Here is a 24,457-nt window from a genome sequence, read left to right on the forward strand (position 1 = left end):
ATTCATTAAGCTTCCGACTTCGGGAGAGGCGCGCGAATTGCGCGACGCGACAGGAGAAAGACGCCCGCCTTTGCCGCGCGGGCTCCATTCCTGCGTCCGCTTATGGTCGCGGGGCGGGAACCGCGCCGACGCTCCTCTCCCGGAAAATTCCAGACGGCCTTCCTGCGTGACGGCCGGGACGAGAGGGAGCTTCCATTATGTCCTTGAAAGGACTTGACCTTATCGAAACCGCTTCACGGGATGAGCTGCAAGCCCTGCAACTGGAGCGGCTGCACCGGTCGCTGCGTCATGCCTATGAAGGCAATCCCTGCTATCGCCGGAAATTCGACGAAGCCGGGGTCCACCCGGACGATCTGCGCTCGCTGGGGGACCTGGCCCGCTTCCCCTTCACCACCAAGGCCGACCTGCGCGACGCCTATCCCTTCGGCTTTTTCGCCGTGCCGATGGAGCGGCTGGCGCGCCTTCACGCCTCTTCGGGGACCACCGGCAAGCCGACGGTGGTGGGCTATACCCGCAAGGATATCGAGACATGGTCGAAAATCGTCGCCCGGTCGATCCATGCGGCGGGGGGGCGCCCCGGCATGAAAGTCCATATCGCCTATGGCTACGGGCTTTTCACCGGCGGCCTGGGCGCGCATTACGGGGCGGAGGAACTGGGCTGCACGGTCATTCCGATGTCCGGCGGACAGACCGAAAAGCAGGTGCAGCTCATCAGCGATTTCCGGCCGGACATCATCATGGTCACGCCCAGCTATATGCTGGCGCTACTCGACGAATTCCGCCGTCAGGGGCTGGACCCGACCGCAACATCCCTGAAAACCGGCATTTTCGGGGCGGAGCCGTGGACCGATACCGTCCGCCGGGAAATCGAGCAGAGCTTCGCGATCGATGCCGTCGATATTTACGGGCTGTCGGAAGTGATGGGCCCCGGCGTCGCGCAGGAATGCGTCGAGGCCAAGGACGGGCCGACCATCTGGGAAGATCATTTCTATCCGGAAGTCATCGATCCCGCGACCGGCGACGTCCTGCCGGACGGGGCGGAGGGAGAGCTGGTCTTCACCTCGCTGACCAAGGAGGCGATGCCGATCGTCCGGTACCGGACGCGGGACCTGACCCGGCTGCTGCCCGGCACCTCGCGCGTGATGCGGCGCATGGAAAGGATCGCGAGGCGGTCGAACGACATGCTGATCGTGCGCGGCGTCAACGCCTATCCCGGCCAGTTCGAGGAGCATATTCTCGGTTGTCCCGCCTTCTCCCCGCATTTCCGGATCGAGCTGACCCGGCCCGGCCGGATGGATCAGGTGCGGCTGAAGGTGGAGTTGCGGCCCGGCGCGACCTCCGGCGACGGGCAGGAGAATGCCCGGCAGCTTGCCCACCGGATCAAGACGATGATCGGCATCAGCGTCGCCGTCGACGTGCTGCCCCCCGATGGCCTGCCGCGCTCGACCGGCAAGGCGCAGCGCGTCGTGGATCTCCGCCCGAAGGATTGAGGCGCCCGCAGGACGGGATGCCGGCGCCGTCCCGTGGCGGGGCGAAACGGAGTTGACAGGCCGGAACCGTCTCGCTAATGAACTGAATGAACATTAAGTAAGTTATTGCATGAAAGGTGGAAGCCGCAATGGATCAGCCTGCCCAGCTTGAGCCGCATATGCTCGCGATTTTGGCCCGCAAGTTCAACGTGGTCGTCAATGAGATGAACCACACCATCGAGAAAGTGTCCCGATCGGCGGCTCTCAATCTTTCCAAGGATTTTTCCTCCGCGATCCTGACCAATAGCGGCGACCTGTTCTGCCTGACGCAGGCCATTCCGATCATCGTCGCCTCGTGCAGCCTCGCGGCGCGGCAGATGACGGAGCTTTTCGACGATCTTCGGCCCGGCGACTGCTTTCTCAACAACTCCCCCTATTACGGGTCCAGCCATCATGGCGATTTCGCGTATATCGCGCCGATCTTCTACAAGGGCGAGCATGTGATGACCGCGCTGGCGGTGGCGCATCAGGCCGATATCGGCAACAGCCAGCCGACGACCTTCATGCCGTTCGCCAAGGACCTCTACGAGGAAGGCGCGCTGGATTTCCCCTGCGTCCGCGTCCAGCGGGATTATGAGGATGTCGACGATGTCGTCCGGATGGCGAAGATCCGTATACGCAACCCGGAACAATGGTATGGCGACTATCTGGCGGCGGTCGGCGCGGTGCGCATCGGCGAAAAGCGCATCATCGAACTGTGCGACCGCTACGGCGTCGATACCGTAAGGCAGTTCGTGAAGGAATGGCAGGATTATTCCCGCCGCCGGATGGTGGACGAGATCGGGCGCCTGCCCGCCATGACGCTGGAAGGCCGCAATTTTCACGATCCCATAGAAGGGCTCGCGCCCGACGGCATCCCCATTGCCGTGAAGATATCGATCCGGCCCGACGAAGGCAGGATCGAGGTCGACCTGCGCGACAACCTGCCCGCGATGGAATCCGGCTATAATCTGAGCGAGGCCACCACCCGGTCGGCGGTCGTCACCGGCATCCTCAACAATCTTTCCTCCGACCTGCCGCGCAACGATGCGGTGTATAATTGCATCGACATCCTCACCGCGGACAATGCGATCATCGGCGGCGTGAAACCGCCGTACAGCACCTCGATGGCGACGGTGGGGCTGGCCGGACGGCTGATCAACCTCATCCAGTCGCTGTTCGGGGAGCTGGGGCCGGACAAGGGGCTGGCGGAAGGCTCCAATTCCTTCCCGCCCAGCGTCGCCTCGGTCTGCGGCAAGGATTTCCGGTATAATGACCGTCTCTACGTGAACGCCGTCATCTACGGCTTCGGCGGCGGACCCGCGCTGCACGGCCATGACGGGTGGCTGACCTATCTCGGCCCGCCGGGCGGATGCCAGGTCGATTTCATCAGCGCGGAAATATTCGAGCTGAAGATGCCGATACTGTTCGGTTGCTGCGAGGTGGAGCCGGACAGCGGCGGCGCCGGGCAATGGGACGGCGCGCCGGGCATCAGGTGCCTGATGCGCCCGCGGCATCATCCGGCGCTATGGTCCTATTTCCTCGATTCCAAGGTGTTCCCGCCCAAGGGCATCAAGGGCGGGCAGGCGGGCGCGCCGCCCGCCGCGTGGAAGGTGTCGGAAACGGGCGAGGAAATCCCGCTTCCCGATATCGCGAGCGAGGAGATCAGGCCGACCGAGTGGATCGGCAGCCTGTGGGCGGGCGGCGGCGGTTTCGGCGATCCGCTGAAGCGCGACCCCGAAAAGGTCCGCTTCCGCGTCCGCAACGGCTGGGTTTCCGAGCAGAAGGCGCGCGACGTCTACGGCGTCGTACTCGACATGTCGACCGAGGATTTCGCCGTCGACTACCCGAAAACCGAACAGCTTCGCGCGCAGCTCGCCAATTGATCAAGGGGTCGTAAATCATGCGTTTCAGAGTGTGCTCAGACGTTGGCGGTACGTTCAGCGATCTGTTCGTCTTCGATCAGAATTCCGGGGAATGGGATATCTTCAAGGCGTTCACCGTCCCCAGCAAGCCCAGTGACGGCGTGATGGCCGGCCTGCGGCAGGCGGCGGATCATTATGGGATGGACCTCAAGGATTTCCTGGGGGACTGCGTGTCGCTCGTCCATGGATCGACGGTGGCGCTCAATGCGCTGATCGAAGGGAAGGTGGCCAAGGTCGGGCTGATCTGCACCAGGGGGTTCCGGGATATATTGACCACCCGCGAGCAGGGGCGCAGCGAGCCCTTTTTGTGGAAAGTCGATTATCCCGAACCGTTCGTGCCGCGCTATCTGACGCTGCCGGTGACGGAGCGGATCAATTCCGAAGGCGGCGTGGAAATCCCGCTCGACGAGAATGAAGTGCGCGAGGCCGTGCGCCAGCTGCGGCGCTATGATGTCCAGGCGATCGCCGTCGCGCTCATCTGGTCGATCACCAACGCCAGCCACGAACTGCGCATCGGCGAAATCATCCGGGAGGAATGGCCCGAAGTGCCGGTGGTGCTCAGTTCGCAGCTCAACCCCATATTGCGCGAATATCGCCGCACCTCCTCGGCGGTCGTGAACGCGTCGCTGCTCGACGTGATCAGGAGCTATGTCGCCGATCTTCAGGCCCAGCTGAGCGACAATGGCTATACGCAGCCACTGTCGCTGGTCACCTCGGCCGGCGGCATCGTCAGCGTCGGCGACATGATGGAACGGCCGATCTTCAGCATCAATTCCGGCCCTTCCATGGCGCCGGTCGCCGGCCAGACGGCCGTCCAACTCGAACATGATATCGACAATGTGCTGATCGTGGACATGGGCGGCACCAGCTTCGACGTCAGCGTCGTGCAGGACGGCAAGATCAACCTGTCGCGGGAAATCGTGATGGGCGGCTGCTTCCTCGGCGTCGATCTGGTGGACAGCCGCAGCGTCGGTTCCGGCGGGGGCAGCATCGCCCGCGTCGATTCCGGCGGGCTGGTGCATGTCGGGCCGGAAAGCGCCGGGGCCAATCCCGGCCCGGCCTTCTATGGCCGGGGCGGCACGCGGCCGACGGTCAGCGACGCCAATGTCGTGCTCGGCTATCTGGATACCGGCGCGTTCGCCAGCGGCGGCACCCGGCTCGACCCCGCCCTTGCCCACAAGGCGGTGCAGGAGCATGTCGCCGATCCGCTGAAGCTGGATGTCGCCCAGGCGGCGTTCACGATGTGGAGCACCGTCAACAACAACATGATCTCCGCGATGCAGGACCTCGCCATTTCGCGCGGCATCGACCTGCGGGAATTCATCGTGGTTTCGGGCGGCGGCGCGGCCGGCATGCATATTCAGGCGATGGCGATGGAATTGGGGATCAGGGAATTGATCATCCCCAAGGCCGCCGGGGTGCTGAGCGCCTATGGCGGGGCTTTCGCCGATCTGGTCAAGGAGTTCAGCGCGATCAACTTCGTGGAAAGCGACCGGTTCGATTTCGACGGCGTCAATGCGCTGCTCGCATCGCTGGAGGACAATGCGGTCGCCTTCCTCGATCATCACGGCATAGCGCAGGCGGATCGCCGCCTCGAATTCTATGTCGAGGCGCGCTATCCCGAACAGATCTGGGAATTGTCCGTTCCGCTGCGGTCGGGCCGCATCGCCGGGCCGGACGATCTCGACGCGCTGGTGAACGGCTTTCACGCCATTCACGAGAAGATGTACGCGGTCAACGATCTGAGCCAGCCCGTCGAATGCCTCCAGTGGAAGGTCCGCGCCATCGGCCGGACGCCGAAACCGGAAATCCGCAAGCTGCCGTTCGGCGGCGAGGAATGCGCGCAGGCGATCAAGGGCACCCGCAAGGCGTTCTTCAAGGAATATGACGGCTATGTCGACACGCCGGTCTATGACGGCACCCGGCTGACCCATGGCAACCGGATAGCAGGCCCCGCGATCATCGACGAGCCGACGACCACCGTGGTGGTGCTGCCCGGCACGCATATGACGATCAGCGAATATGGAAGCTATATCGCCCGGTTCGCGGACTGACCTCTTCCCCTTCCAGACAGCAGCGAGGCGGCGCATGAAAATTGCCAGAGTCGAGCATCGGGGCCGGATTTTCCACGGGGTCATCGATGGCGAGGTCATCCGGGCGCTGCGGCGCGATCCGTTTTCGGGCGAGGGCGGATATCGCGATCCCGAAGAGCTGGTCGATGAAGGCTCCTGCGTGAACCGGGCGGAGGTGCGCCTGCTGCCGCCCTGCGTGCCGGGCAAATATATCGGCATCGGCGTCAACTATCGCGAAACGGCGCGGATGATGGGGATGGCGATCCCGGACGAGCCCCTCGTCTTCGTGAGGCCGACCAGCTGCATCGTCGCGACCGGCGAAGATATCGTCCTGCCGCCCGGCGCCGAGGTCGTTTCCGAAGGGGAACTGGCGGTGGTGATCGGTCGCCGGGGCCGCCATGTCGATGAGGAGGAAGCGGGCGAGCTGATATTCGGATATACGCTGACCAACGATCTGATGAGCGTGACCCGCTATCATCTCGACGGCGGCAATCCGACGCTCGCCAAGGGCTATGACAGCTTCGCGCCCCTCGGCCCCCATATCGTCACGGACCGGCTGGAAGAGGGCTGCGAACTGGCGACCTGGCTGAACGGCGAGCAGGTGCAGGGCGGCCATAGCAGCGACATGATCTTCAGCATCCGGCGCTGCATCAGTCATGTCTCCCGCTTCATGACGCTGATGCCGGGCGACATCATCGCGACCGGCTGCCCCCCCGTGCCGGTCAGGGTATCGGCGGGCGACAGGATCGAGGTGCGGGCGGACGGGCTGGGGCCGCTCGTCAATAGGGTGGTGGCGGCGCCGGACGGTATCGACGAGACGCGGATATAGGCCTTTACATCATATCGACAGTATAGATGAGAAAAGAAGGAGTAGAAGATGTATTATCCCGGTCTGGAAGGCAAGAATGTTCTGTTGATCGGCGGTCATTCGAATCTGGGACAGCATGTCACCTTTCATTTTGCCGAATCCGGCGCGAACATCGTCATCGGCGCGCGCGACACCCGGCGGGCCGAGGAAGTGGCGGAAAAGGCCCGCTCGCTCGGCAAGGGCTCGGTTCAGGTCGTCGCGGTGGACGCGACCGACTGGGCCTCGGTCGAAAACGCCGTGAACACGACCCGCGAGCTGGGCAGCGTGGACGTGCTCTATCATGGCGTGGCGTGGGACATATTGTGCCATTTCCTCGATCTCGACCCGGCGCTGTGGGACAAGATCTACGAGCAGAATTTCAAGAGCGTCCTTACCGCCTACAAGATCGTCCTGCCGATCATGATCGAGCAGAAGGACGGTTGCATCATCACGATGAGCAGCGTCATGGGGCGCAAGCCGACGCCGATCGAGCCCGTCTACGGCGCGCTGAAATCCGGCCTGATCCATCTGGCCCAGACGCTCGCGCTGGATGTCGGGCAGCATAATGTGCGCATCAACGTCGTGGCGCCGGGCGGGACGCCCCCCTCGGACCTCAGCCAGGTGAGCGCGAACAGCTGCTTCCGCGGCTTCATGGACGACATGGAGCAGTTCCGCGCGGTCGAAAAGCAGCTGGCGGCGGAGGTTCCGCTGCGCCGCCTCGCCGCTCCGGAAGAGGTGTCCCACGCGGTGCTGTATCTCGCCTCTCCCGTCACCGGCGGCTTCCAGACCGGGCAGGTGCTGGGCGTGGACGGCGGCGTCTGGATGCCCCGCTAGGGGCGGGTCGACATCCAGCCCATGCGGGCCTGCGAACCGCGCTTTTCTGTGCTCCGGTGCTCACGGACCTTCAAGTCCGCTGCGCTCCGGTGCTCGAACATCACGCTTCTCGGCTCCACCTGAACTGCATGTCGACCCGCCCCGGACAGAATTTCCGGATGCGTCGACGCACGCAGTCGATGGCGGTCAAGTGTCAGAAAGTCTTTCCGAGTAGCGCCTGCATGTAGAATTTCTTCAATACTTTCAGGATCTGCTTCCTCTTCGTGCCGCTTATCACCCGATAGTCATCGCCGGAAAAGATGATTTCCGGATAGGACAGGGATTTGGACAGCAGGAAAGCGCATATTTCGACTTCCGCGTTGCTTTTGAAGGAGCCGCTCAGATCGGTGATCAGGCTGGCGACGAATTTATACCAGTTCTCGCGATGCTGCTTGTACTGCACATCCCGCCCCTCGGTCAGCGGCGCGATCGGGTCCGATTGCAGAAGGGCCAGTTCCGGCCGCTCGAACCACAGATCGAATATGGTGGTGATGAGCTTTTCCAGCCGCTCTTCCGGGGATGCAGCCTTCCAGACCTCCTGAACGATCTTCCGGTCCAGCTCCTCTATCAGCCTTTCATAGCAGGCCCACAGGATATGGTCCTTGTTCTTGAAATGATAATAGATGGCCGCCGCCGTAATATCGCATTCGCTGGCGATGTCCGCGACCGAGGTCCCCTTGTAACCCTTGCGGTAGAACAGGGTTATTGAAGATTCAATAATCATGTTCTTCGTATTTTCTTCCGGTTCCATCCTGTCGCCCCAAATCTGTCAGTCAATAAGGTCCCGCGCGGGAGATGTTGAAAACGCCGAGCGGATCGTCAAGCCGGGCACCCGGCCTGAACGGCCTCTTCAGCGCCTCTCTGCCCAGCGGCGAGCCCATGGTCAAGCTTTCATTGCGGGGAAGGCCGGGCCGAGGGTCGAAGGATCCGCAGCGATGCCGGGCATGGAGGGAAACGAACCTTCCCTTTCCCGCCGGCGGGAAAGGGTGCGTGGGCCGTCGTCCGCCGCCTGGAAATTGCGTGAATCAAAAGCAGGGAAGATGCTTGACAAAGAGGATGGAAGCGTATTAGCTAACTGAACGGTCAGTAAGTAATCGGCCACCGCGAGAGAATCGCAGGCGAAGAGGCGGGACAAGCGACCGGCAGAACAGATAAGATGCGGAGTCGGTGAACGATAGGTCGGAATGCATGCATCGGCATGCCCTATCCGGCCGGGCAGGGCGGCATCGCCAGACGGGAGATTTCATGATGTGGCGGCGGTTGCGATTGAAGGAAGCTGTTTGCGGCATTTGCAGCATGGTGATGATGGCTGCGCATCCGGCGGCGGCGGAAACCGATTGCAAGCCGAAGGTCGAGCGGATCGCCGCGGACGGGCTGGAATGGCGGACCCTCCGCTGGGGGCCGGAGGACGGCGAGGCCGTGCTTCTCCTCCACGGCTTCCCGCAGGATGCCGATGCCTGGGCGCCGGTCGCAGAGGGGCTGGCGGAAAAGGGATACAAGGTCGTCGCCTTCGACCAGCGCGGCGCCTCCGCCGCGACCCTGGCGAAGGATCCGTCCGACTATAATTTCGACACCTTCCTGGCCGATGCGCTGCGGATCGCCGACCGCAACGGCATGCGCCGGTTCCATGTCGCGGGGTTCGGCTGGGGCGGCGCGATGGCATGGATGCTCGCGGCCCGCCACCCGGACCGGGTGATCTCGATGACGACGCTGCGCTATCCGCATCCGGCGGCCTTCATCGACGGCATACGGAACGATCCGCAGCAGCATGCGGCCTGGGAAGAGGTGCGCAAGCAGATCGACCCCGCCAATGTGGTTCCCCGGTCGCGGGAATTGCTGAAGGACAATGCCGCGGGCCTGCGCTCCTTCCTCGGCAAGAGCGGCCTGCCCGATGCCTATGTGGAGCGCTATGTCGCCCGCGTGTCGCAGCCCGGCGTCCTTCTGGGCGGCCTCTATTGGGGCACCGCGCTGGTGCCGGATGAGTTCGCCGCCGTTCCTCCCGTCCGGGTTCCGGCGCTGTTCCTGTGGAGCAAGGGGCCCGCCGTCTCGGAAAGCACGGTCGAGGCGTCCCGCCGTTATGCGCAGGGCGACTATCGGGTGGTCGAATTGCGGGACGTCGGCCACTTCATGCTCGAAACCAATCCGAAAGCGGTTCTTCCGCCCCTGCTGGCGTTCCTTTCCGGTCATCCGGATAAGGACAGGGCAGGGGCCGGTTCGCGGGCCGTATCAGAGGGTGGCCGCTAGGCCCGGCCACCCCTTTCATAGTGCAGGGAAAAGAAAATGGGGTTTCTCTCCAGCATAGGGCGCGCCCGCCTGAAAAAGGCGCATTCCATCGAGGATCTCCGCGCAGCGGCCCGCCGGACATTGCCGCGCATGGTGTTCGACTATGCCGACGGCGGCGCGCAGTCGGAAAGCACGATGCGACAGAACCGCGCCGCCTTCGAACGGCACAGGCTGCTGTCGCGCGCGCCGGTCGACGTCAGCGGGCGATCGATGGCCACCACATTGTTCGGCAAGCCGCTGGCGATGCCGCTCATCATCGGGCCGACCGGCTATGCCTCCGCCTTCTGGCCGAGGGGGGACCTCGCGCTCGCCGGGGGAGCGGCGAAGGCGGGCATTCCGTTCGTCGTCAGCAACGGCGCCAATTCCCCGTTGCCGGACATTGCCCGCGCGGCGGAGGGCAAAGCATGGTTGCAGGTCTACATCGCCCATGACAAGCAGGTGACGCTCGACCTGATCCGCGATGCGAAGGCGCTGGGGTTCGATACGCTGGAGGTGACGGTCGACACCGCGCTGCCGGGCCGCCGGGTCCGCGACATCCGCAACGGCTTCACCGTTCCCTATAGCTGGACGGCGGGCAAGGTGCTGGACGTGCTGCGCCACCCGGACTGGATGCTGCGGGCGCTGCCCCACGGGGCGCCGCGTCCGGGCCTCATGCCGATGGAGCAGGGGCGCAGCTGGGCCACCGTGTCGGAATTCGTCCGCTCCCAGATCAACCCCGCGATCGGGTGGGACGATCTCAAATGGCTGCGCGATCGATGGGACGGCACGCTGATCGTCAAGGGCCTGCTCGACCCCGCGCAGGTGAAACCGGCGGTGGAGGCGGGATATGACGGCATCGTCATCTCCAATCATGGCGGCCGCCAGCTGGACGGGGCGGTGTCCACGCTGGACCTGCTGCCGGAATTCGCGGCGGCGGCGCAGGGAAGGATCGCCCTGCTGCTCGACAGCGGCGTCCGCACCGGCACGGACATTGTGAAGGCCGTCGCATTGGGGGCCAGCGCCGTGCAGGTCGGGCGCGCCACGCTCTACGGCCTCTCGGTCGCGGGGCAGGCGGGCGTCGACCATGCGCTGGGCATTTTCCGCACGGAGCTGGACATGGCCATGGCTCTGGTCGGCCTGCGCAGCCTGGAGGAAGCGAGCCCGGACATCATCAGGATCCGGCAGGACTGACTGTTTTCAATATCGAGTTTAGGTTTAAGAAAAGGGAGGACTTTGGTGAACAAGAAGAAAATCGATTTCCTGTACGGCGCGTCCCTGGCGGTCGTGCTGACCGGTGCGGCTATCGGCTCTTCGGCCGGGGCGCGGGAAGCGGACGCCCTGGACGGCAATGAGATCGTCGTCACCGCGCAGAAGCGGACCCAGTCGTTGCAGGACGTGCCGGTGTCGGCCACCGTGGTGTCGGGCCTCGCGCTTCAGGAACAGGGCGTGGCGTCCATTCAGGATGCGACGCAGAACGTCCCCGCCGTCTATGTCTCGCAGGCCGGGCCCGCCAACATGATGTTCATCCGCGGCGTGGGGTCGGGCGACAACAACCCGCTGTTCGAACAGTCCGTCGCCACCTTCGTCGACGGCATCTATCGGGGGCGGTCCCGCTCCACCCAGTCCTCCTTCCTCGATCTGGAACGGGTGGAGGTGCTGAAAGGGCCGCAGAGCGTCTATTTCGGCAACAACTCGATCGCGGGCGTGTTCAACATCACGACCGCCAATCCGGGCGACAAATGGGAAGGCTATGTCCGGGGCCTCTATAATTTCAACTTCGACAATGCGACGGTCGAAGGAGCCGTCGGCGGGCCGGTCAGCGATACGCTGGGCATCCGCGTGGCGGGCATGGTGCAGCGCGGCGACGGCTGGCTGCTCGACAAGAGCACGGATATCCGTATTCCGCGCGTCCGCAACTATGCGGGCCGCATCACCCTGCAATGGGAACCGACCGACGCGCTCACCGTGAACCTGAAGGCGCATGCGGAACACAGCCGCCAGCGGGGCGGTCTTGCCTCCAAGCTGGTGAGCTGCCCGCCGCCGCCGATCTTCCCGTCGCGCAGCTTCGGATGCGCGGGGGCCATCGCCGCCGGGGACGACACGAGCGAAAACTATGTCCGCAAGCAGGATCCCGATCAGGGGATCGATTTCGACGCGCAATCGCTGATTTCGACGATCAACTATGATACGGGGCCGTTCACCATCACCTCGGTCACCGGCTATTATCATCATAAATATAATCTGCGGCTCGATGTCGATGCGGCCAGCCCCTATCTGGCGAACTTCACCGTGCCCGAACGCTTCAGCCAGTTCAGTCAGGAACTGCGCGTGGCGTCGAACGGCGACAACAGCTTCGATTATATGTTCGGCGCCTATTATGAGCGGGACAAGCTGCGCGGCCAGATCTACGCGAACTACAACATGTTCACGTCCATGCTGCCGGGCCTCGCCCCGGACCTGGCGCCTTATCTTCCCTTCGGCCAGGCGGACGATTTCCGCCAGACCGCCAATATCTTCGGCGTGTTCGCCAGCGTCGTGCTGCGGCCGACCGACAAGCTCGACATCACGCTGGCCGGGCGCCAGTCATGGGTGGACAAGCGCTTCGGCATCAACCAGTATTTCGGCACGGCGACCGAGCCGTTCGGCCCGATCATCCCGTTCCCCGACGCCGTCGCGCCGATCGGTTCGGCCATCGGCGCGCAACTCGGCCTGGGCGTGGCCGGTTATCGCGCGCACCGGCGTTCGGACGAGCATTTCAGCCCGTCGGTGATCGTGGGATATGATTTCACGCCCGAAGTCAGGGGCTATGCCAAATATGTGAACGGCTTCAAGGCGGGGGGCTATAACGGGCTGGAGCATACCGGCCTGCCCAATACGCTCAGCTTCGGGCCGGAATATGTGGATTCCTACGAGATCGGCCTGAAGACCCAATGGCTCAACCGCCGGCTGACCTTCAACATCGCCGCCTTCCGCAGCGATTTCGAGGGGCTTCAGCAGTCGGCGATCGGCGACGGCGGGGTGCAGGGCGGCATCTTCCCGATCGTCAAGAACGCCAAGGGCGCCCGTTCGCAGGGGATCGAGGCCGACACGTCGCTGCGGGTTTCGAGCGCGCTGTCCGCCAATCTCAGCGTCACCTATCTCGATTCCAAATTCACCGACTTCAAGGACGCGGGCGGTTCGCCGACCGATATCGCACTGGGCAACCGGGTGATCGACCTGTCGGGCAAGAGGGGAAGATATGCGCCCAAGTTCAGCGGCAGCTTCAACATCGAATATCTGGTCGAGGTCGGCCAGGACCTGCGGCTGAAACTGCGGCCGGAGGCCTATTTCACCACCCGCTACAATATTTCGCCGAACAACGACCCGATGCTGTGGCAGGATGGCTTCGTCAAGCTGGGCGCGACCGTCTCCGTCTCCAACCCCGCGCAAGGATGGGATTTCTCCGTGATCGGCAAGAATCTGACCGACCGGCGGATCATGAACTTCCACGCAGGCAGCGGTGGTTCCTACATCATCGGCACGGAAGAGCCATGGAGCATCGCGGCGCAACTGCGCTTCGACTTCTGACGTCCGCACCGTCATCCGGGCGGACGGCATAGCCGGAACGGCTCGCAAGAGGAGGCCAGGGCCACCGCTTGCGGCCCGTTTTGCCATGGCATGGGTGCGGCAAGAAGCCCGGCATACCTTGCAAGGCAAGGGCCGGGCCGCCGCAGCAGGACCGTGGTTCAGCCGGGAATGCTGCCGGGAATGCTGCCGGGAATGCTGGATGTGCGCCGCTGCGCGTCCTGCCATCCGTCGATCAGGCGATCGCGATGGGCGGCTTCCATTTGCGGGTGGAAGAGCCGGCTTTCCGCCGTAAGTTTCGACAGGGCGGGGAGGTCCTCCCACAGGCCGGTGGTAAGGCCCGCCAGAAACGCGGCGCCCCGCACCGTCGTTTCGAGATTGGCCGGGCGTTCCACCGCGACTTGCAGCATGTCGGCCAGAAACTGGCAGAGCCAGTCGTTATTCGCCATGCCCCCGTCCACGCGCAGCAGCGCCGGAAACTCCGCGCCGTCCGACGCCATGGTCGAAACGAGGTCCAATGTCTGATAGGCGACCGCTTCGAGCGCGGCGCGGGCCAGATGGGCCGCCGTGGTGTCCAGCGTCAGGCCGCAAATGACGCCGCGCGCCTCCGCATCCCAGCGCGGCGCGCCGAGGCCCACGAAGGCCGGGACCATATAGACCCCGTGATTGTCGCTCAACCCGGCCGCCATGGCCCCGGTGTCGGCCGCCGTCGATATGACGGAAAGGCCGTCCCGCAGCCATTTGACGGCCGCGCCCGCCACGAATATCGACCCCTCCAGCGCATAATGGATCCGGCCGTCCAGCCGGTAGGCGGGCGTTGTGAGCAGGCGGTTCGCGGAGATGTGACAGTCCGCGCCGGTGTTCATCAGCAGGAAGCCGCCGGTGCCATAGGTGCATTTCGCGGACCGGGGGGCGAAGCATCCCTGGCCGATCAGCGCCGCCTGCTGGTCGCCCGCCATGCCCGCGATCGGGATCGGCAGGCCGAACAGGCTCTTGTCGGTATATCCGAACAGATGGTTATTGTCCTGCACCTCCGGCAGCAGCGCGGCGGGGATGCGGAAGAGCTTCAGCAGATCCTCGTCCCAGCGCTGGTCGCGGATATTGTAGAGCAGGGTGCGCGCGGCATTGGTGATGTCGGTGGCATGGACCGCTCCGCCCGTCAGCCTCCACAGCAGAAAGCTGTCTATCGTGCCGAAGGCGAGCCGCCCCTGTTCGGCCTTCTCCCGCGCGCCCTCCACCGTGTCGAGAATCCACGCAAGCTTGGTCGCGGAAAAATAGGGGTCGAGCAGCAGGCCGGTCCGTTCCCTCACCTCCTCCTCGGCCCCATCGGCCCTCAGCCGCACGCATTGTTCCGAGGTGCGCCGGTCCTGCCACACGATCGCGCGGTAGACGGGCTTTCCGTCCGCGCGATCCCACACAATGACGGTTTCGCGCTGGTTGGCGATGCCGATGGCCGCTATCGCCGAAGCGTCGAGCCCGGCCCGATCCACGGCCTCCCTCGCGGTGTGCAGGACATCGCGCCAGATATCCTCCGCATCATGCTCGACCCATCCGGACTTCGGATAATGCTGCGGAAATTCGCGCTGCGCCACCGATAGCGGCCGCGCCTGCGCGTCGAAGACCATGCAGCGTGTCGAGGTGGTGCCCTGATCGATGGCCAGAATATGCCGTGCCTTGTTCATCTCTCTCACTTCTCCGGCGCCAGAGGGGTTGGAAGAAAAGGCCCGCGCCCGGCATGGCGGCACCTCCGGTCTGAAGGTCCCGCCCGCGAAGCGCAAGGGGCGTCCGTCATGCGGTCAGCCGAGGCCGCCGGGGGGCGAGGGGGGACCGCTCCGTCCCCGCGCCGCGCCGTTGCGGCGCAAGGGCAGGAAATTCCAGACAAGATACCGGTACAGCGCGCCGCCGATCGCGCCGCCGATCAGCGGCGCTGCGACCGGCACCCACCAATAGTTCATCGGCGCGGGGAAAGCCGCCGGGCCCCAGCCCGCGAAATAGCAGAACAGCCGCGGGCCGAAATCGCGCGCCGGGTTGATCGGCCATCCTTCGAGATAGCCCGCCGCGCCGCCGATGGTGGTGACCAGCAGCCCGATGATCAGCGCGCTCGAATTCGCCATCGGCGCGACGGTGTTATATTCGTCCGTGATGGCGAAAATGCCCAGCACCAGAATGGCCGTCAGGATGATCTCGTTGACGAACGCCCGGCCCGGCGTGATGTTTTCGCCCGGATGGGTGAAGAATACCCCGGCCGCGCCGCCGCCTTCGCGGGTCAGGCCGTGGGCGGCGTTGAAGGCGTCGATCACCGGCTGGAACATCTGGTAGACCAGCGCCGCGCCGATGCAGGCCCCGACCACCTGCGCGACGATGTAGAGCGGCGCCTTGCGCGGCGGGAAGGAGCGGAACAGGACGAGCGCCAGCGTGACCGCCGGATTGGCGTGCGTGCCGGATACCGATCCGGTGACGTAGATCGCGAGCGTCACGGCGATGCCCCAGGTCGCGCACAGGCCCCAATAGGCCTGCTGATAGGGGCTGGGGTCGTAGAGGAAATACATGGCCGCCGCCGAATTGCCGAGGGTGATGATGATGCAGACGGCGATGCATTCCGAAATCAGCTCGCCAACCAGATTGTCAGGCTTTTCCATCCTCGATCCACTTTCGTCGCATGAATGCCGCGATCGGGAATCGCGGCTCGCCCGTTGTGCCGGGCCGGTCGATGCGGTTAGGAAAGAGCACACGGCCAATTGATTGTAAATCCGGATTCTAATAATCGTTTAGTAGAAATTACAAAGGTGCGCCGATTCTGCGGCGCCGGGGGAAAGCAATGCGCAAGCCGGAAGATGTGGAAGGCCGGGAATTCGATCTGCTGATCGTCGGGGGCGGGATCAACGGCGCCGGCATCGCGCGGGACGCCGCCGGGCGCGGCCTGTCCGTGCTGCTGGTGGAAAAGGACGATCTCGCCAGCCACACCTCCTCCGCCAGCACGAAGCTGATCCATGGCGGCCTGCGCTATCTGGAACATGGCGAATTCCGGCTCGTGCGCGAAGCGCTGATCGAGCGCGAGCGCCTGCTCGCGATCGCGCCCCATATCATCGAGCCGATGAACTTCCTGCTGCCCAGGGTCGCGGGGATGAGGCCGGGGTGGATGATCCGGCTGGGGCTGTTCCTCTACGACCATCTCGGCAGGCGGGGAAGGCTCGCCCGCTCCCGCGCCGTCAGCCTGAAGGGGCCGCCCTACGGCAACGGGCTGCGGGCAGGGGTGGCGAGCCGGGGCTTCCTCTATTCGGACTGCCGCGTGGACGACAGCAGGCTCGTCATCCTCAACGCCCTCGACGCGCATGAGCACAGGGCCACGGTGACGACGCGAACCCGGCTGGTCTCGGCATCGCGCGACGGCGCAGGCTGGGCCGCGCTGCTCGACCGGGACGGGCGGAAGATGCGGGTCCGCGCGCGCACGCTGGTCAATGCGGCGGGGCCGTGGACCGCCGAGCTGCTGACCCATATCGAAGGAACCCGCTTCATCTCGACCATCCGCCTCGTCAAGGGCAGCCATATCGTCGTTCCGCGCCTTTACGAGGGGAAACATTGCTTTCTGCTCCAGAATCCGGATGGCCGCGTGGTGTTCGCCATCCCCTATGAGGACAGGTTCACGCTGGTCGGAACGACCGAGGAACTATGGAGCGAGCCACTGGGACCGGCGCGAATCAGCGCGGCGGAAACCGACTATCTTCTCGCCACGATCCGCCGCTATTTCACCGCCGCGCCCGAAGCCGACGCCGTGGTGTGGAGCTATGCGGGCATCAGGGCGCTCTATGACGATCACGCGGCCGACGCATCGGCGATAACGCGCGACTATGTGCTGGAGGTGGACGGCGATGCCGAACGCGCGCCGATCCTGAGCATATTCGGCGGCAAGATAACCACCTACCGGCGGCTGGCGGAAGAAGCGCTCGGCAAATTGGCGGCCTGGCTGCCGATGGGCGCGCCGTGGACCGGGGGGAGCCCCCTTCCCGGCGGCGATCTGGAAGGCGGCAGCAGGGACAGGCTCCTTACCGCGCTGATCGCGGCCTGTCCCGGCCTGCCCGAAGAGGTGCTGCGCCGCTATGTCAGAACCTATGGCACCCGGACGCTGGACATGCTCGGCACGGCCCGCGCGCCCGATGCGATGGGCGAGCATTTCGGGCAGGGCCTCCACGCCGTCGAGGTCGATTATCTCGTCGATCGCGAATGGGCGCGCACGGCGGAGGACATCCTGTTCCGCCGCACCAGACTCGGCCTGCATATGCCGGAGGAAGGCAAAGCGCGCCTCGACGCCTATCTGGCCCGGCGCTGGAAGGAGGCTGGCTGAAAGCCGGTTTCGGCCGGTTCAGCGCACCGGAAGGTGATGGCCGCACGACAGGGGTTGCATTTTGCCCTGAATTAAATAAACGTTCATTAAATAGATGGACGACCGGACGCCTGCCGAAGGGGCCTGAGAGGCTTCTTTCCGGCGCGCTCGCGGGATTTTCGAAAGGAACAGCGATGATCGACATGCCAGAGAAGAATGCCGACGCCGACGCGATCGGGCAGGTCCTCTCCTGCTATCTGAAGGGACCGCGCGAGGCGAACAGCGCCCTTATGCGGCCCGCCTTTGCCGAGGAGGCCGCGATCTGCGGCTTTCTGGGGCCGGACAAGTTCGCCGGGCCGATCGAGATGCTGTTTTCCTTCGTCGATTCCTCCGAACCCTCGACCGGGATCGGCGCCAGCGTGAAATCCTTCTACCTGTCCGGCGGCATCGCGGTCGTGGTGGCCGAGGTCGTCAACTGGGCGGGGCATGATTTCGAGGACATACTGACCTTCGTGAAGTTCGGCGACGCATGGAAGATCAGCAGCAAGGCCTTCCGCCTGGTCGCCTGATATGCGGAACATCCCCGCAGGACGGGCGCACGGCGCGGGCGTCATGCGCGTCCATCGATCTAACTAAATAATCAGTAAGTAAACTTGACTCCGGGAGGCGCGCCGCATAGGCTCGCCCCTGTTGAACGGGAGTGGTCGGATGCATCGACGGGAATTCCTCTTCGCTTCGGCTCTGGGCCTTGGGGGGCTCGGCGCGGGCAACAGCTGGGCCGGGGCCGGGAAACCCATCGGCGCAGGGCAGGGGACCGGGCATCCCGTCGTCCGGACCTCCGAAGGGCTGGCCCGCGGCTATGGCGATGGCGGCGTCTCGGTTTTCAAGGGCCTGCGCTATGGCGCGGCCACCGGAGGGGCGGGGCGGTTCAGAAGATCGCGCCCGCCCGAACGCTGGCGGGGCATCCGCGATTTCCACGCCTATGGCGAAAGCGCGCCCCAGCTCGCCAATCGCGATCCGCAGATCGGCCTGCCGGCGGTCGAGCCGGATTTGTGGGCCTCCTTCACATCGCCCGCCGCGCAGGGCGAGGATTGCCTGCGCCTCAACATCTGGACGCCCTCCGCGCGGCCGGAGGCGCAGCGGCCTGTGCTGGTCTGGATCCACGGCGGCGGCTTTCGCGAAGGATCGGGCGGCAGCAACGCGACCGACGGGCGCCTGCTGGCGGCGTCCAACGACGTGGTGGTCGTGACGCTCAATCACAGGCTCGGCGTGTTCGGCTTTCTGTCGCTCGATCATTTCGACGCGTCCTATGCGGATTCCGGCAATGTCGGCATGCTCGACATCGTCGATGCGCTGAAATGGATTCGCGCGAACATCCGCAATTTCGGCGGCGATCCCGACCGGGTGACGGTGTTCGGGGAATCGGGCGGCGGGGCGAAGGTAAGCACGCTGCTCGCCATGCCGGAGGCGGTGGGGCTGTTCGCCCGCGCCATCTGCCAGAGCGGCGTGCTGATATGGGGCGAGGAGCGGGAGGCCGCGCGAAAGGCGGCCGATGCGGTGCTGGATCATGCGGGCATCCGTCCCGGCGACGTCGAAGCGCTCGCCGCCCTGCCGACCGCAAAATTGCTGGCAAGCGTGAACGCGCTGGGGCCGGCGGTGGCGCGGCAGTTCATGCCGGTGATCGGCGGCAGCCTGCCGACGCATCCCTTCGCCGATGGCGCGCCGGATATCAGCGCCCATATTCCGCTGATCATCGGCACCAGCCGCGACGAGGCGCGCAATCTGGTCGGCTCGCCCGCCATGTTCGCGCTGGATTGGGAAAGCCTGCCACGAACCCTGCAAAAGATGTTCTCGATCGACCCCGCCGGGATCGTTTCGGGCTATCGCGCGCTCTATCCGGAATATTCGCCCTCCGACATCTTCTTCGCCGTGATGAGCCAGTTCCTGATCATCCGCTCGGCGATCCACGCGGCGGAGGCGCGGGCGCGGCAGGCGGGCGCGCGCACCTGGGTCTATAGCCTCGAATGGCCGACGCCGGTCGCGGGGGGCAGGTTCGGCGCGCCGCACAGCCTGTCGGTTCCGCTCGTCTTCGGCACGATGGAGGCGGTGCCCAGCATGGTGCCCGCCAATGCGGAGTCCGTCGCCCTGTCCGGCCTGATGAGGGAGCTTTGGACGAGTTTCGCGGCGGAGGGGCAGCCCCGGTCCTCCCAGATCGAATGGCCGCTCTATTTCGCGCCCGCGCGCCGGACGCTGGCGCTGGATGCGCCGCCCGCCGTCCGCGGGAACCTCCGGGCCGCGGAACGGCGGATATTGGCGGACCTGCCATGGTTCGACACCAATGGCGGCCATCGCCCGCCGCCCGCCGACGCGGCGGCCTGAATCCCATTGCCCGCGCTGCGGCGAAAACAACGGAAAGAGATCGGCATGGCGTATAGCGGCCCTTTCACAATCGAAGCGAAAACCAGCGACTTTCTGGAACGCGATCCCGCGATCTTCATCGACGGGGAGCGGCTGTCCCCGGCGGGGCGGGATATGCTGCCCGTCTACGATCCGTCGTCGGGCCGGCCGATCGCGCATATGGTGGACGCGCTGGACGAGGATGTGGACCGGGCGGTCCGGTCCGCCAGCGCCGCCTTTCGCGACGGGCGCTGGCGCAATATGAGGCCCGCCGACCGGGAGAGGATCCTCTATCGCTTTTCCGGGCTGATCGAGCAGAATGCCGAGGCGCTGGCGCAGCTGGAATCGCTGGAGCAGGGCAAATCCATCCACCTGGCGCGCCTGTTCGCCAGCGGGGCCTCGTCCGAATGGCTACGCTACGCCGCCGGGCTTACGACCAAGATCACCGGCCAGTCGCTGGAGCTTTCCCTGCCGCCGGGGCCGGACCACTGGACGGCCTATACCCGCCGCGAGCCGATCGGCGTGGTCGCCGCCATCGCGCCGTGGAATTTCCCGATGCTCATCGCGATCTGGAAGATCGCCCCGGCGCTGGCGGCGGGGTGCTCGATCGTGCTCAAGCCTTCGGAATTCACACCCCTTTCCGCGCTCTGGCTGGCGGAGCTGGCGATCGAGGCCGGGGTTCCGGCCGGGGTGTTCAACGTCGTCACCGGGCGGGGCGGCGGGGCGGGCGGCGCGCTGGTCCGCCATCGGCTGGTGAACAAGATCAGCTTCACCGGATCGACCGCCACCGGCAAGGCGATCGGCCATTGCGCGATGGACGCCATGGTGCCCGCGTCGCTGGAACTGGGCGGCAAGAACCCCGCCATCGTGCTGGCGGACGCCGATATGGACGGCACCGTCGCCGGGCTGATGATGGGGGCCTTCTTCAACCAGGGGCAGGTCTGCGCGGCGGCATCCCGCCTCTATGTCGAGGCGGCCGCGCATGACCGGCTGGTCGCCGCGCTGGAGGCCGCGATCCGGTCCATGCCGGTCGGCCCCGGCCTGGATCCCGACGCGCAGGTCAATCCGCTGGTGTCCGCCGTCCATCTGGAGAAGGTCAACCGCTATCTCGACGATGCGCGCGCCAAGGGGGCGACCGTCATCGGCGGCGCGCCGGTTCCGGCGGACGGCGGCTATTATGCCGGCCCCGCACTGGTGCTGGAGGCCGGGGACGACGTCGCGCTAGTGCGCGAGGAAGTGTTCGGTCCCCTCCTCAACGTGGCGAAGGTCGCGGACAGGCAGGAAGCCGTCGCGCGCGCCAACGACACCGAGATGGGGCTGACCGCCAGCGTCTGGACGTCCGACCTCAGCGCCGCGATGACGCTGACGCGCCAGCTCGAAGCGGGCACGGTGTGGGTCAACGCGCACAACTTCATCGATCCGAACATGCCGTTCGGGGGCATGAAGCAATCCGGCATCGGCCGGGATTTCGGCACGGAATGGCTGAACGCCTATACCGACATCAAGTCGGTCTGCATCGCCCATTGAGGGGGGCAAGCCGCCGCTTTCCCGCCGCCTTCCTGTTTCCTTCACCATCCGGCCCCGGCGGGCGCCGGATCATCGGGCATGACCATGACCTTATTCGCGACCCATGAAACCGAATTGCTGCTCGACTGGAAGGCGGCCATCGCCGAGGCGCCGATATGGGACGCCGCGCGGGGCAGCTTCTGGTGCGTCGACAATGTCGTCGGAGACGTGATCGAGATCGGCGTCGACGGGAAGGTGCGGCAGACCATCCGCCGCGACCGGCCGGTGGCGGCGGTCCTTCCCCGGCGGGCGGGCGGCCTGCTGCTGGCCGAGGGACTGGCCTTCACGCTGCTGGACGCGGACGGCGGCGAACGCGTCCTTGCAACGCTCGACGCGAATCCGGCGACGACCCGGATCAACGAGGCCAAATGCGATCCGCAGGGGCGCGTCTGGGCGGGCACGGTGGCGGCGGCCCTCCCGGTCGGCGGGGCCGCCCTCTATCGCGTCGATGCCGCGGGCCGCGTGGACCGCATGGTCGATGGCCTCACCATCGGCAACGGCATGGGGTGGAGCCCGGACGGCGGAATTTTCTATCTGGCCGATTCCCCCACCGCGCGGATCGACGCCTTCGACTTCGACGACGCGACCGGCGCATTGGGGGGCAGGCGCACGGTCGTCCATTTCGATGTCGGGGAGGGCTGGCCCGACGGCCTGTGCGTCGATGCCGAGGGCGCGATCTGGGTCGCCGTTCCGCTGACGTCCGAGGTCCGCCGCTATTCGCCGGAAGGCGGGCTGCTCGCCCGGATGCGGATCGATGCGCCCTTCGCCACCAGTTGCGCCTTTGGCGGGGAGGATCATTCCGCGCTGCTCGTCACCTCGGGCAGCGTCCCGCTGCCGCCGCAGATGATCGCGGCGATCGGCTTTCCCCCGCCCATGGCCGAGGCGGCGGTGCGGGCCGAACGGGCAGGCGGGCTGTTCCTCGGCAGGCCGGGCGTGCGCGGCATGCCCTCCGCGCCATTTCCGGGCTGAGGCCGCCGGACCGGCGGCGTGGCGGAAGATGCGATGCGCTTCGGCGCGATGATGAAGGATGAAGGAAGATGACTGCGGACGCCCTGGGAAAGACCCTGCGCAACTCTCCGTTGCCGGATGTGGACTGGCGCCGGATCGCCCGTCTGCTCCACCTGTCGCGGGCGCTGGACCATATGGAAGAGACGCGGCTCGTCCCTGAAAAAAAGGTGCTCTACCAGTTTTCGGCGCGGGGGCACGATATGGCCCAGATCCTGCTCGGCTGCCGCCTCGGCGACCCGAAGGATGCGGCCTGCGGCTATTACCGGTCCCGGCCGCTGCTGCTGGCGCTGGGGGTCGATGTGGCCGATGCGCTGGGTTCCGCCATGGGCAGGGCGGGGGGCTATTCCGATGGCCGGGATATCGGCGTGGTGTTCAACTATCCCAACCCCGATGGCGCATCGGCCCTGCCGATGTGCGGCGGCGTGGGGGCGCAATATACGCCGACGGCGGGCTGGGCGCAGGCGATCGAATATCATCGCGCCGTGATTGGCGACCCCGCCTATGACAGGGCCATCGCGGTGGTGCTGGGCGGCGACGGCTCGGTCGCGTCCAACGGCTTCTGGGCGGCGCTGACGATCGCCACCACGCAAAAGCTGCCGATGCTGTTCTACATAGAGGATAACGGGTTCGGCATTTCGGTCCCCTCGACCTGCCAGACGCCGGGCGGCGATATCGCGAAGAATCTGGAAAGCTGGGAAGGGCTGACGATCTTCTCCGGCGACGGCGCCGACCCGGCCGAGGCGGCCCGCCTCGTCGATCGGGCCGTCGAGCATGTCCGCGCGAACCGCGCGCCCGCGATGCTGCGGCTGACCGTTCCGCGCCTGCAAGGCCACAGCTTTCAGGACACGCAGACCTATAAGCCGGAAGAGGTGGTCGCGGCCGAATGGGCGCGCGATCCGCTGCCCCGCCTGCGGGACTATCTGGTCCCTGCGCTGATGAGCGAGGCGGAATGGCAGGGCATCGCGGCGGCGGCGGAGGCCGAGGCGGAAACGGCCCGCGAAGCCGCCGAGGCGCGCGGCGTTTCGCGGCCCGAAGACGTGATGCGCCATGTCTTTTTCGAAGGCGAGATGCAGACCGAGGGCGGCATGCACAACCATGGCTATGCGCCGCCGCCCGCCACCGGGAAACCGAAGCCGGAGGGCCAGCGGATCAACATGGTCACCGCCATCCGCCGCACGCTCGATCAGGAGCTGGCGATCAACGAGCGGGTCGTGCTGTTCGGCGAGGATATCGGCCCCAAGGGCGGCGTCCATGCGGTGACGCTGGGGTTGCAGGAGAAATACGGCAAGCAAAGGGTGTTCGACACCTCGCTGTCGGAAGAAGGCATTATCGGCCGCGCGGTGGGGATGGCGCTGGCCGGGCTGATGCCGGTGCCGGAAATCCAGTTCCGCAAATATGCCGAACCGGCGACCGAGCAGATCAACGATTGCGGCACGATGCGCTGGCGCACCCACAACCGCTTCGCCGCGCCGATGGTCGTGCGCATTCCCGGCGGCTTCTTCAAATGCGGCGACCCGTGGCACAGCCAGACCAACGAGGTCGCCTTCATCCACAATCCGGGCTGGAAGGTCGCGGTGCCTTCCAATGCCGAAGATGCCGTGGGCCTGCTGCGCGGGGCACTGCGCGGCAACGATCCGGTGATCTTCTTCGAGCATCGCAACCTGCTCGATCTCGCATGGGCGCGCCGCCCCTGGCCGGGCGACGACTATGTGTTGCCCTTCGGCCGGGCGAAATTCACGCGGCGGGGCGGGGACATCACGATCGTCACCTGGGGGGCGATGGTGCCGCGCTGCGAGGAAGCGGCGGACGGCGTTTCCGCCGATGTCATCGACCTGCGCACGCTGATGCCGTGGGACAGGGAGGCCGTGCTGGACTCGGTGCGCCGGACGAGGCGCTGCCTGATCGTGCACGAGGATTTGCGGACGGCGGGTTTCGGCGCGGAAATCGCGGCGGTCGTCGCCGACGAAGCCTTCATGGATCTCGACGCGCCGGTCGCGCGCCTGACCATGCCGGACATACCCAGCCCGCACAATCCGGTGCTGCTCGACCGGGCGGTGCCTTCGGTCGAGCGCATCCGCGCGAAGATCGACGAACTGACCGGCTTTTGAGGAAAC

General features: G+C 65.6%; 17 protein-coding genes. 14 read left to right on the forward strand and 3 right to left on the reverse strand.

What is annotated here, in order from left to right:
* Positions 1 to 197 precede the first annotated feature (197 nt).
* From paaK to GGR43_RS12215, 5 genes are all read left to right on the forward strand, one after another.
* Positions 198 to 1,490: a phenylacetate--CoA ligase PaaK gene (gene paaK / locus GGR43_RS12195; RefSeq protein ID WP_188072248.1), complete on the forward strand. Its 1,293-nt coding sequence runs from the start codon at positions 198 to 200 to the stop codon at positions 1,488 to 1,490.
* Positions 1,491 to 1,618: 128 nt separating this feature from the next.
* Positions 1,619 to 3,394, forward strand: a complete 1,776-nt coding sequence (locus GGR43_RS12200; RefSeq protein ID WP_246343697.1) for a hydantoinase B/oxoprolinase family protein — start codon at positions 1,619 to 1,621, stop codon at positions 3,392 to 3,394.
* 17 nt (positions 3,395 to 3,411) lie between these two features.
* Positions 3,412 to 5,487, forward strand: a complete 2,076-nt coding sequence (locus GGR43_RS12205; RefSeq protein WP_188072249.1) for a hydantoinase/oxoprolinase family protein — start codon at positions 3,412 to 3,414, stop codon at positions 5,485 to 5,487.
* Positions 5,488 to 5,521: 34 nt separating this feature from the next.
* Positions 5,522 to 6,334, forward strand: a complete 813-nt coding sequence (locus GGR43_RS12210; protein WP_246343705.1) for a fumarylacetoacetate hydrolase family protein — start codon at positions 5,522 to 5,524, stop codon at positions 6,332 to 6,334.
* 48 nt (positions 6,335 to 6,382) lie between these two features.
* Positions 6,383 to 7,186, forward strand: a complete 804-nt coding sequence (locus GGR43_RS12215) for an SDR family NAD(P)-dependent oxidoreductase (protein WP_188072251.1) — start codon at positions 6,383 to 6,385, stop codon at positions 7,184 to 7,186.
* A 193-nt stretch (positions 7,187 to 7,379) separates the two neighbouring features.
* On the opposite strand, the gene GGR43_RS12220 is transcribed toward GGR43_RS12215, so the two are convergent.
* Positions 7,380 to 7,949, reverse strand: coding sequence for a TetR/AcrR family transcriptional regulator (locus tag GGR43_RS12220; RefSeq protein WP_246343707.1), 570 nt, complete (start codon positions 7,947 to 7,949; stop codon positions 7,380 to 7,382).
* A 572-nt stretch (positions 7,950 to 8,521) separates the two neighbouring features.
* Between GGR43_RS12220 and GGR43_RS12225 the strand changes: the two genes are divergently transcribed.
* From GGR43_RS12225 to GGR43_RS12235, 3 genes are read left to right on the forward strand one after another with little or no spacing between them, the layout of a single operon-like run.
* Entirely contained in the window at positions 8,522 to 9,469 is a 948-nt protein-coding gene (locus GGR43_RS12225; protein ID WP_246343709.1) for an alpha/beta fold hydrolase, read from the forward strand.
* A gap of 36 nt (positions 9,470 to 9,505) precedes the next feature.
* The gene (locus GGR43_RS12230) at positions 9,506 to 10,678 is read left to right on the forward strand and encodes an alpha-hydroxy acid oxidase (RefSeq protein WP_188072254.1); all 1,173 of its coding nucleotides are present in this window, start codon (positions 9,506 to 9,508) and stop codon (positions 10,676 to 10,678) included.
* A gap of 45 nt (positions 10,679 to 10,723) precedes the next feature.
* Positions 10,724 to 13,054, forward strand: a complete 2,331-nt coding sequence (locus GGR43_RS12235; protein WP_284277060.1) for a TonB-dependent receptor — start codon at positions 10,724 to 10,726, stop codon at positions 13,052 to 13,054.
* Positions 13,055 to 13,212: 158 nt separating this feature from the next.
* On the opposite strand, the gene glpK is transcribed toward GGR43_RS12235, so the two are convergent.
* Together glpK and GGR43_RS12245 are read right to left on the reverse strand one after the other, a co-directional pair.
* Positions 13,213 to 14,733 (reverse strand): glycerol kinase GlpK, encoded by a 1,521-nt coding sequence (glpK, locus tag GGR43_RS12240; RefSeq protein WP_188072255.1) that lies wholly within the window; start codon positions 14,731 to 14,733, stop codon positions 13,213 to 13,215.
* A 114-nt stretch (positions 14,734 to 14,847) separates the two neighbouring features.
* Positions 14,848 to 15,690, reverse strand: coding sequence for an MIP/aquaporin family protein (locus GGR43_RS12245; RefSeq protein WP_188072256.1), 843 nt, complete (start codon positions 15,688 to 15,690; stop codon positions 14,848 to 14,850).
* Between the two features lie 179 nt (positions 15,691 to 15,869).
* Here GGR43_RS12245 and glpD point away from each other — a divergent pair, with 179 nt between their 5' ends.
* From glpD to GGR43_RS12275, 6 genes are all read left to right on the forward strand, one after another.
* Entirely contained in the window at positions 15,870 to 17,393 is a 1,524-nt protein-coding gene (gene glpD / locus GGR43_RS12250) for a glycerol-3-phosphate dehydrogenase (RefSeq protein ID WP_188072257.1), read from the forward strand.
* 173 nt (positions 17,394 to 17,566) lie between these two features.
* On the forward strand, positions 17,567 to 17,941 hold the full coding sequence (locus tag GGR43_RS12255) for a nuclear transport factor 2 family protein (protein WP_188072258.1): 375 nt from the start codon (positions 17,567 to 17,569) through the stop codon (positions 17,939 to 17,941).
* Positions 17,942 to 18,080: 139 nt separating this feature from the next.
* Positions 18,081 to 19,751 (forward strand): carboxylesterase/lipase family protein, encoded by a 1,671-nt coding sequence (locus tag GGR43_RS12260; protein WP_188072259.1) that lies wholly within the window; start codon positions 18,081 to 18,083, stop codon positions 19,749 to 19,751.
* 45 nt (positions 19,752 to 19,796) lie between these two features.
* Entirely contained in the window at positions 19,797 to 21,296 is a 1,500-nt protein-coding gene (locus GGR43_RS12265; protein ID WP_188072260.1) for an aldehyde dehydrogenase family protein, read from the forward strand.
* Between the two features lie 78 nt (positions 21,297 to 21,374).
* On the forward strand, positions 21,375 to 22,304 hold the full coding sequence (locus tag GGR43_RS12270) for an SMP-30/gluconolactonase/LRE family protein (RefSeq protein WP_246343710.1): 930 nt from the start codon (positions 21,375 to 21,377) through the stop codon (positions 22,302 to 22,304).
* Positions 22,305 to 22,372: 68 nt separating this feature from the next.
* Positions 22,373 to 24,451 (forward strand): alpha-ketoacid dehydrogenase subunit alpha/beta, encoded by a 2,079-nt coding sequence (locus tag GGR43_RS12275; RefSeq protein WP_188072261.1) that lies wholly within the window; start codon positions 22,373 to 22,375, stop codon positions 24,449 to 24,451.
* Positions 24,452 to 24,457 lie beyond the last annotated feature (6 nt).

This window comes from Sphingobium jiangsuense, from assembly GCF_014196495.1.
GTDB lineage: Bacteria > Pseudomonadota > Alphaproteobacteria > Sphingomonadales > Sphingomonadaceae > Sphingobium > Sphingobium jiangsuense.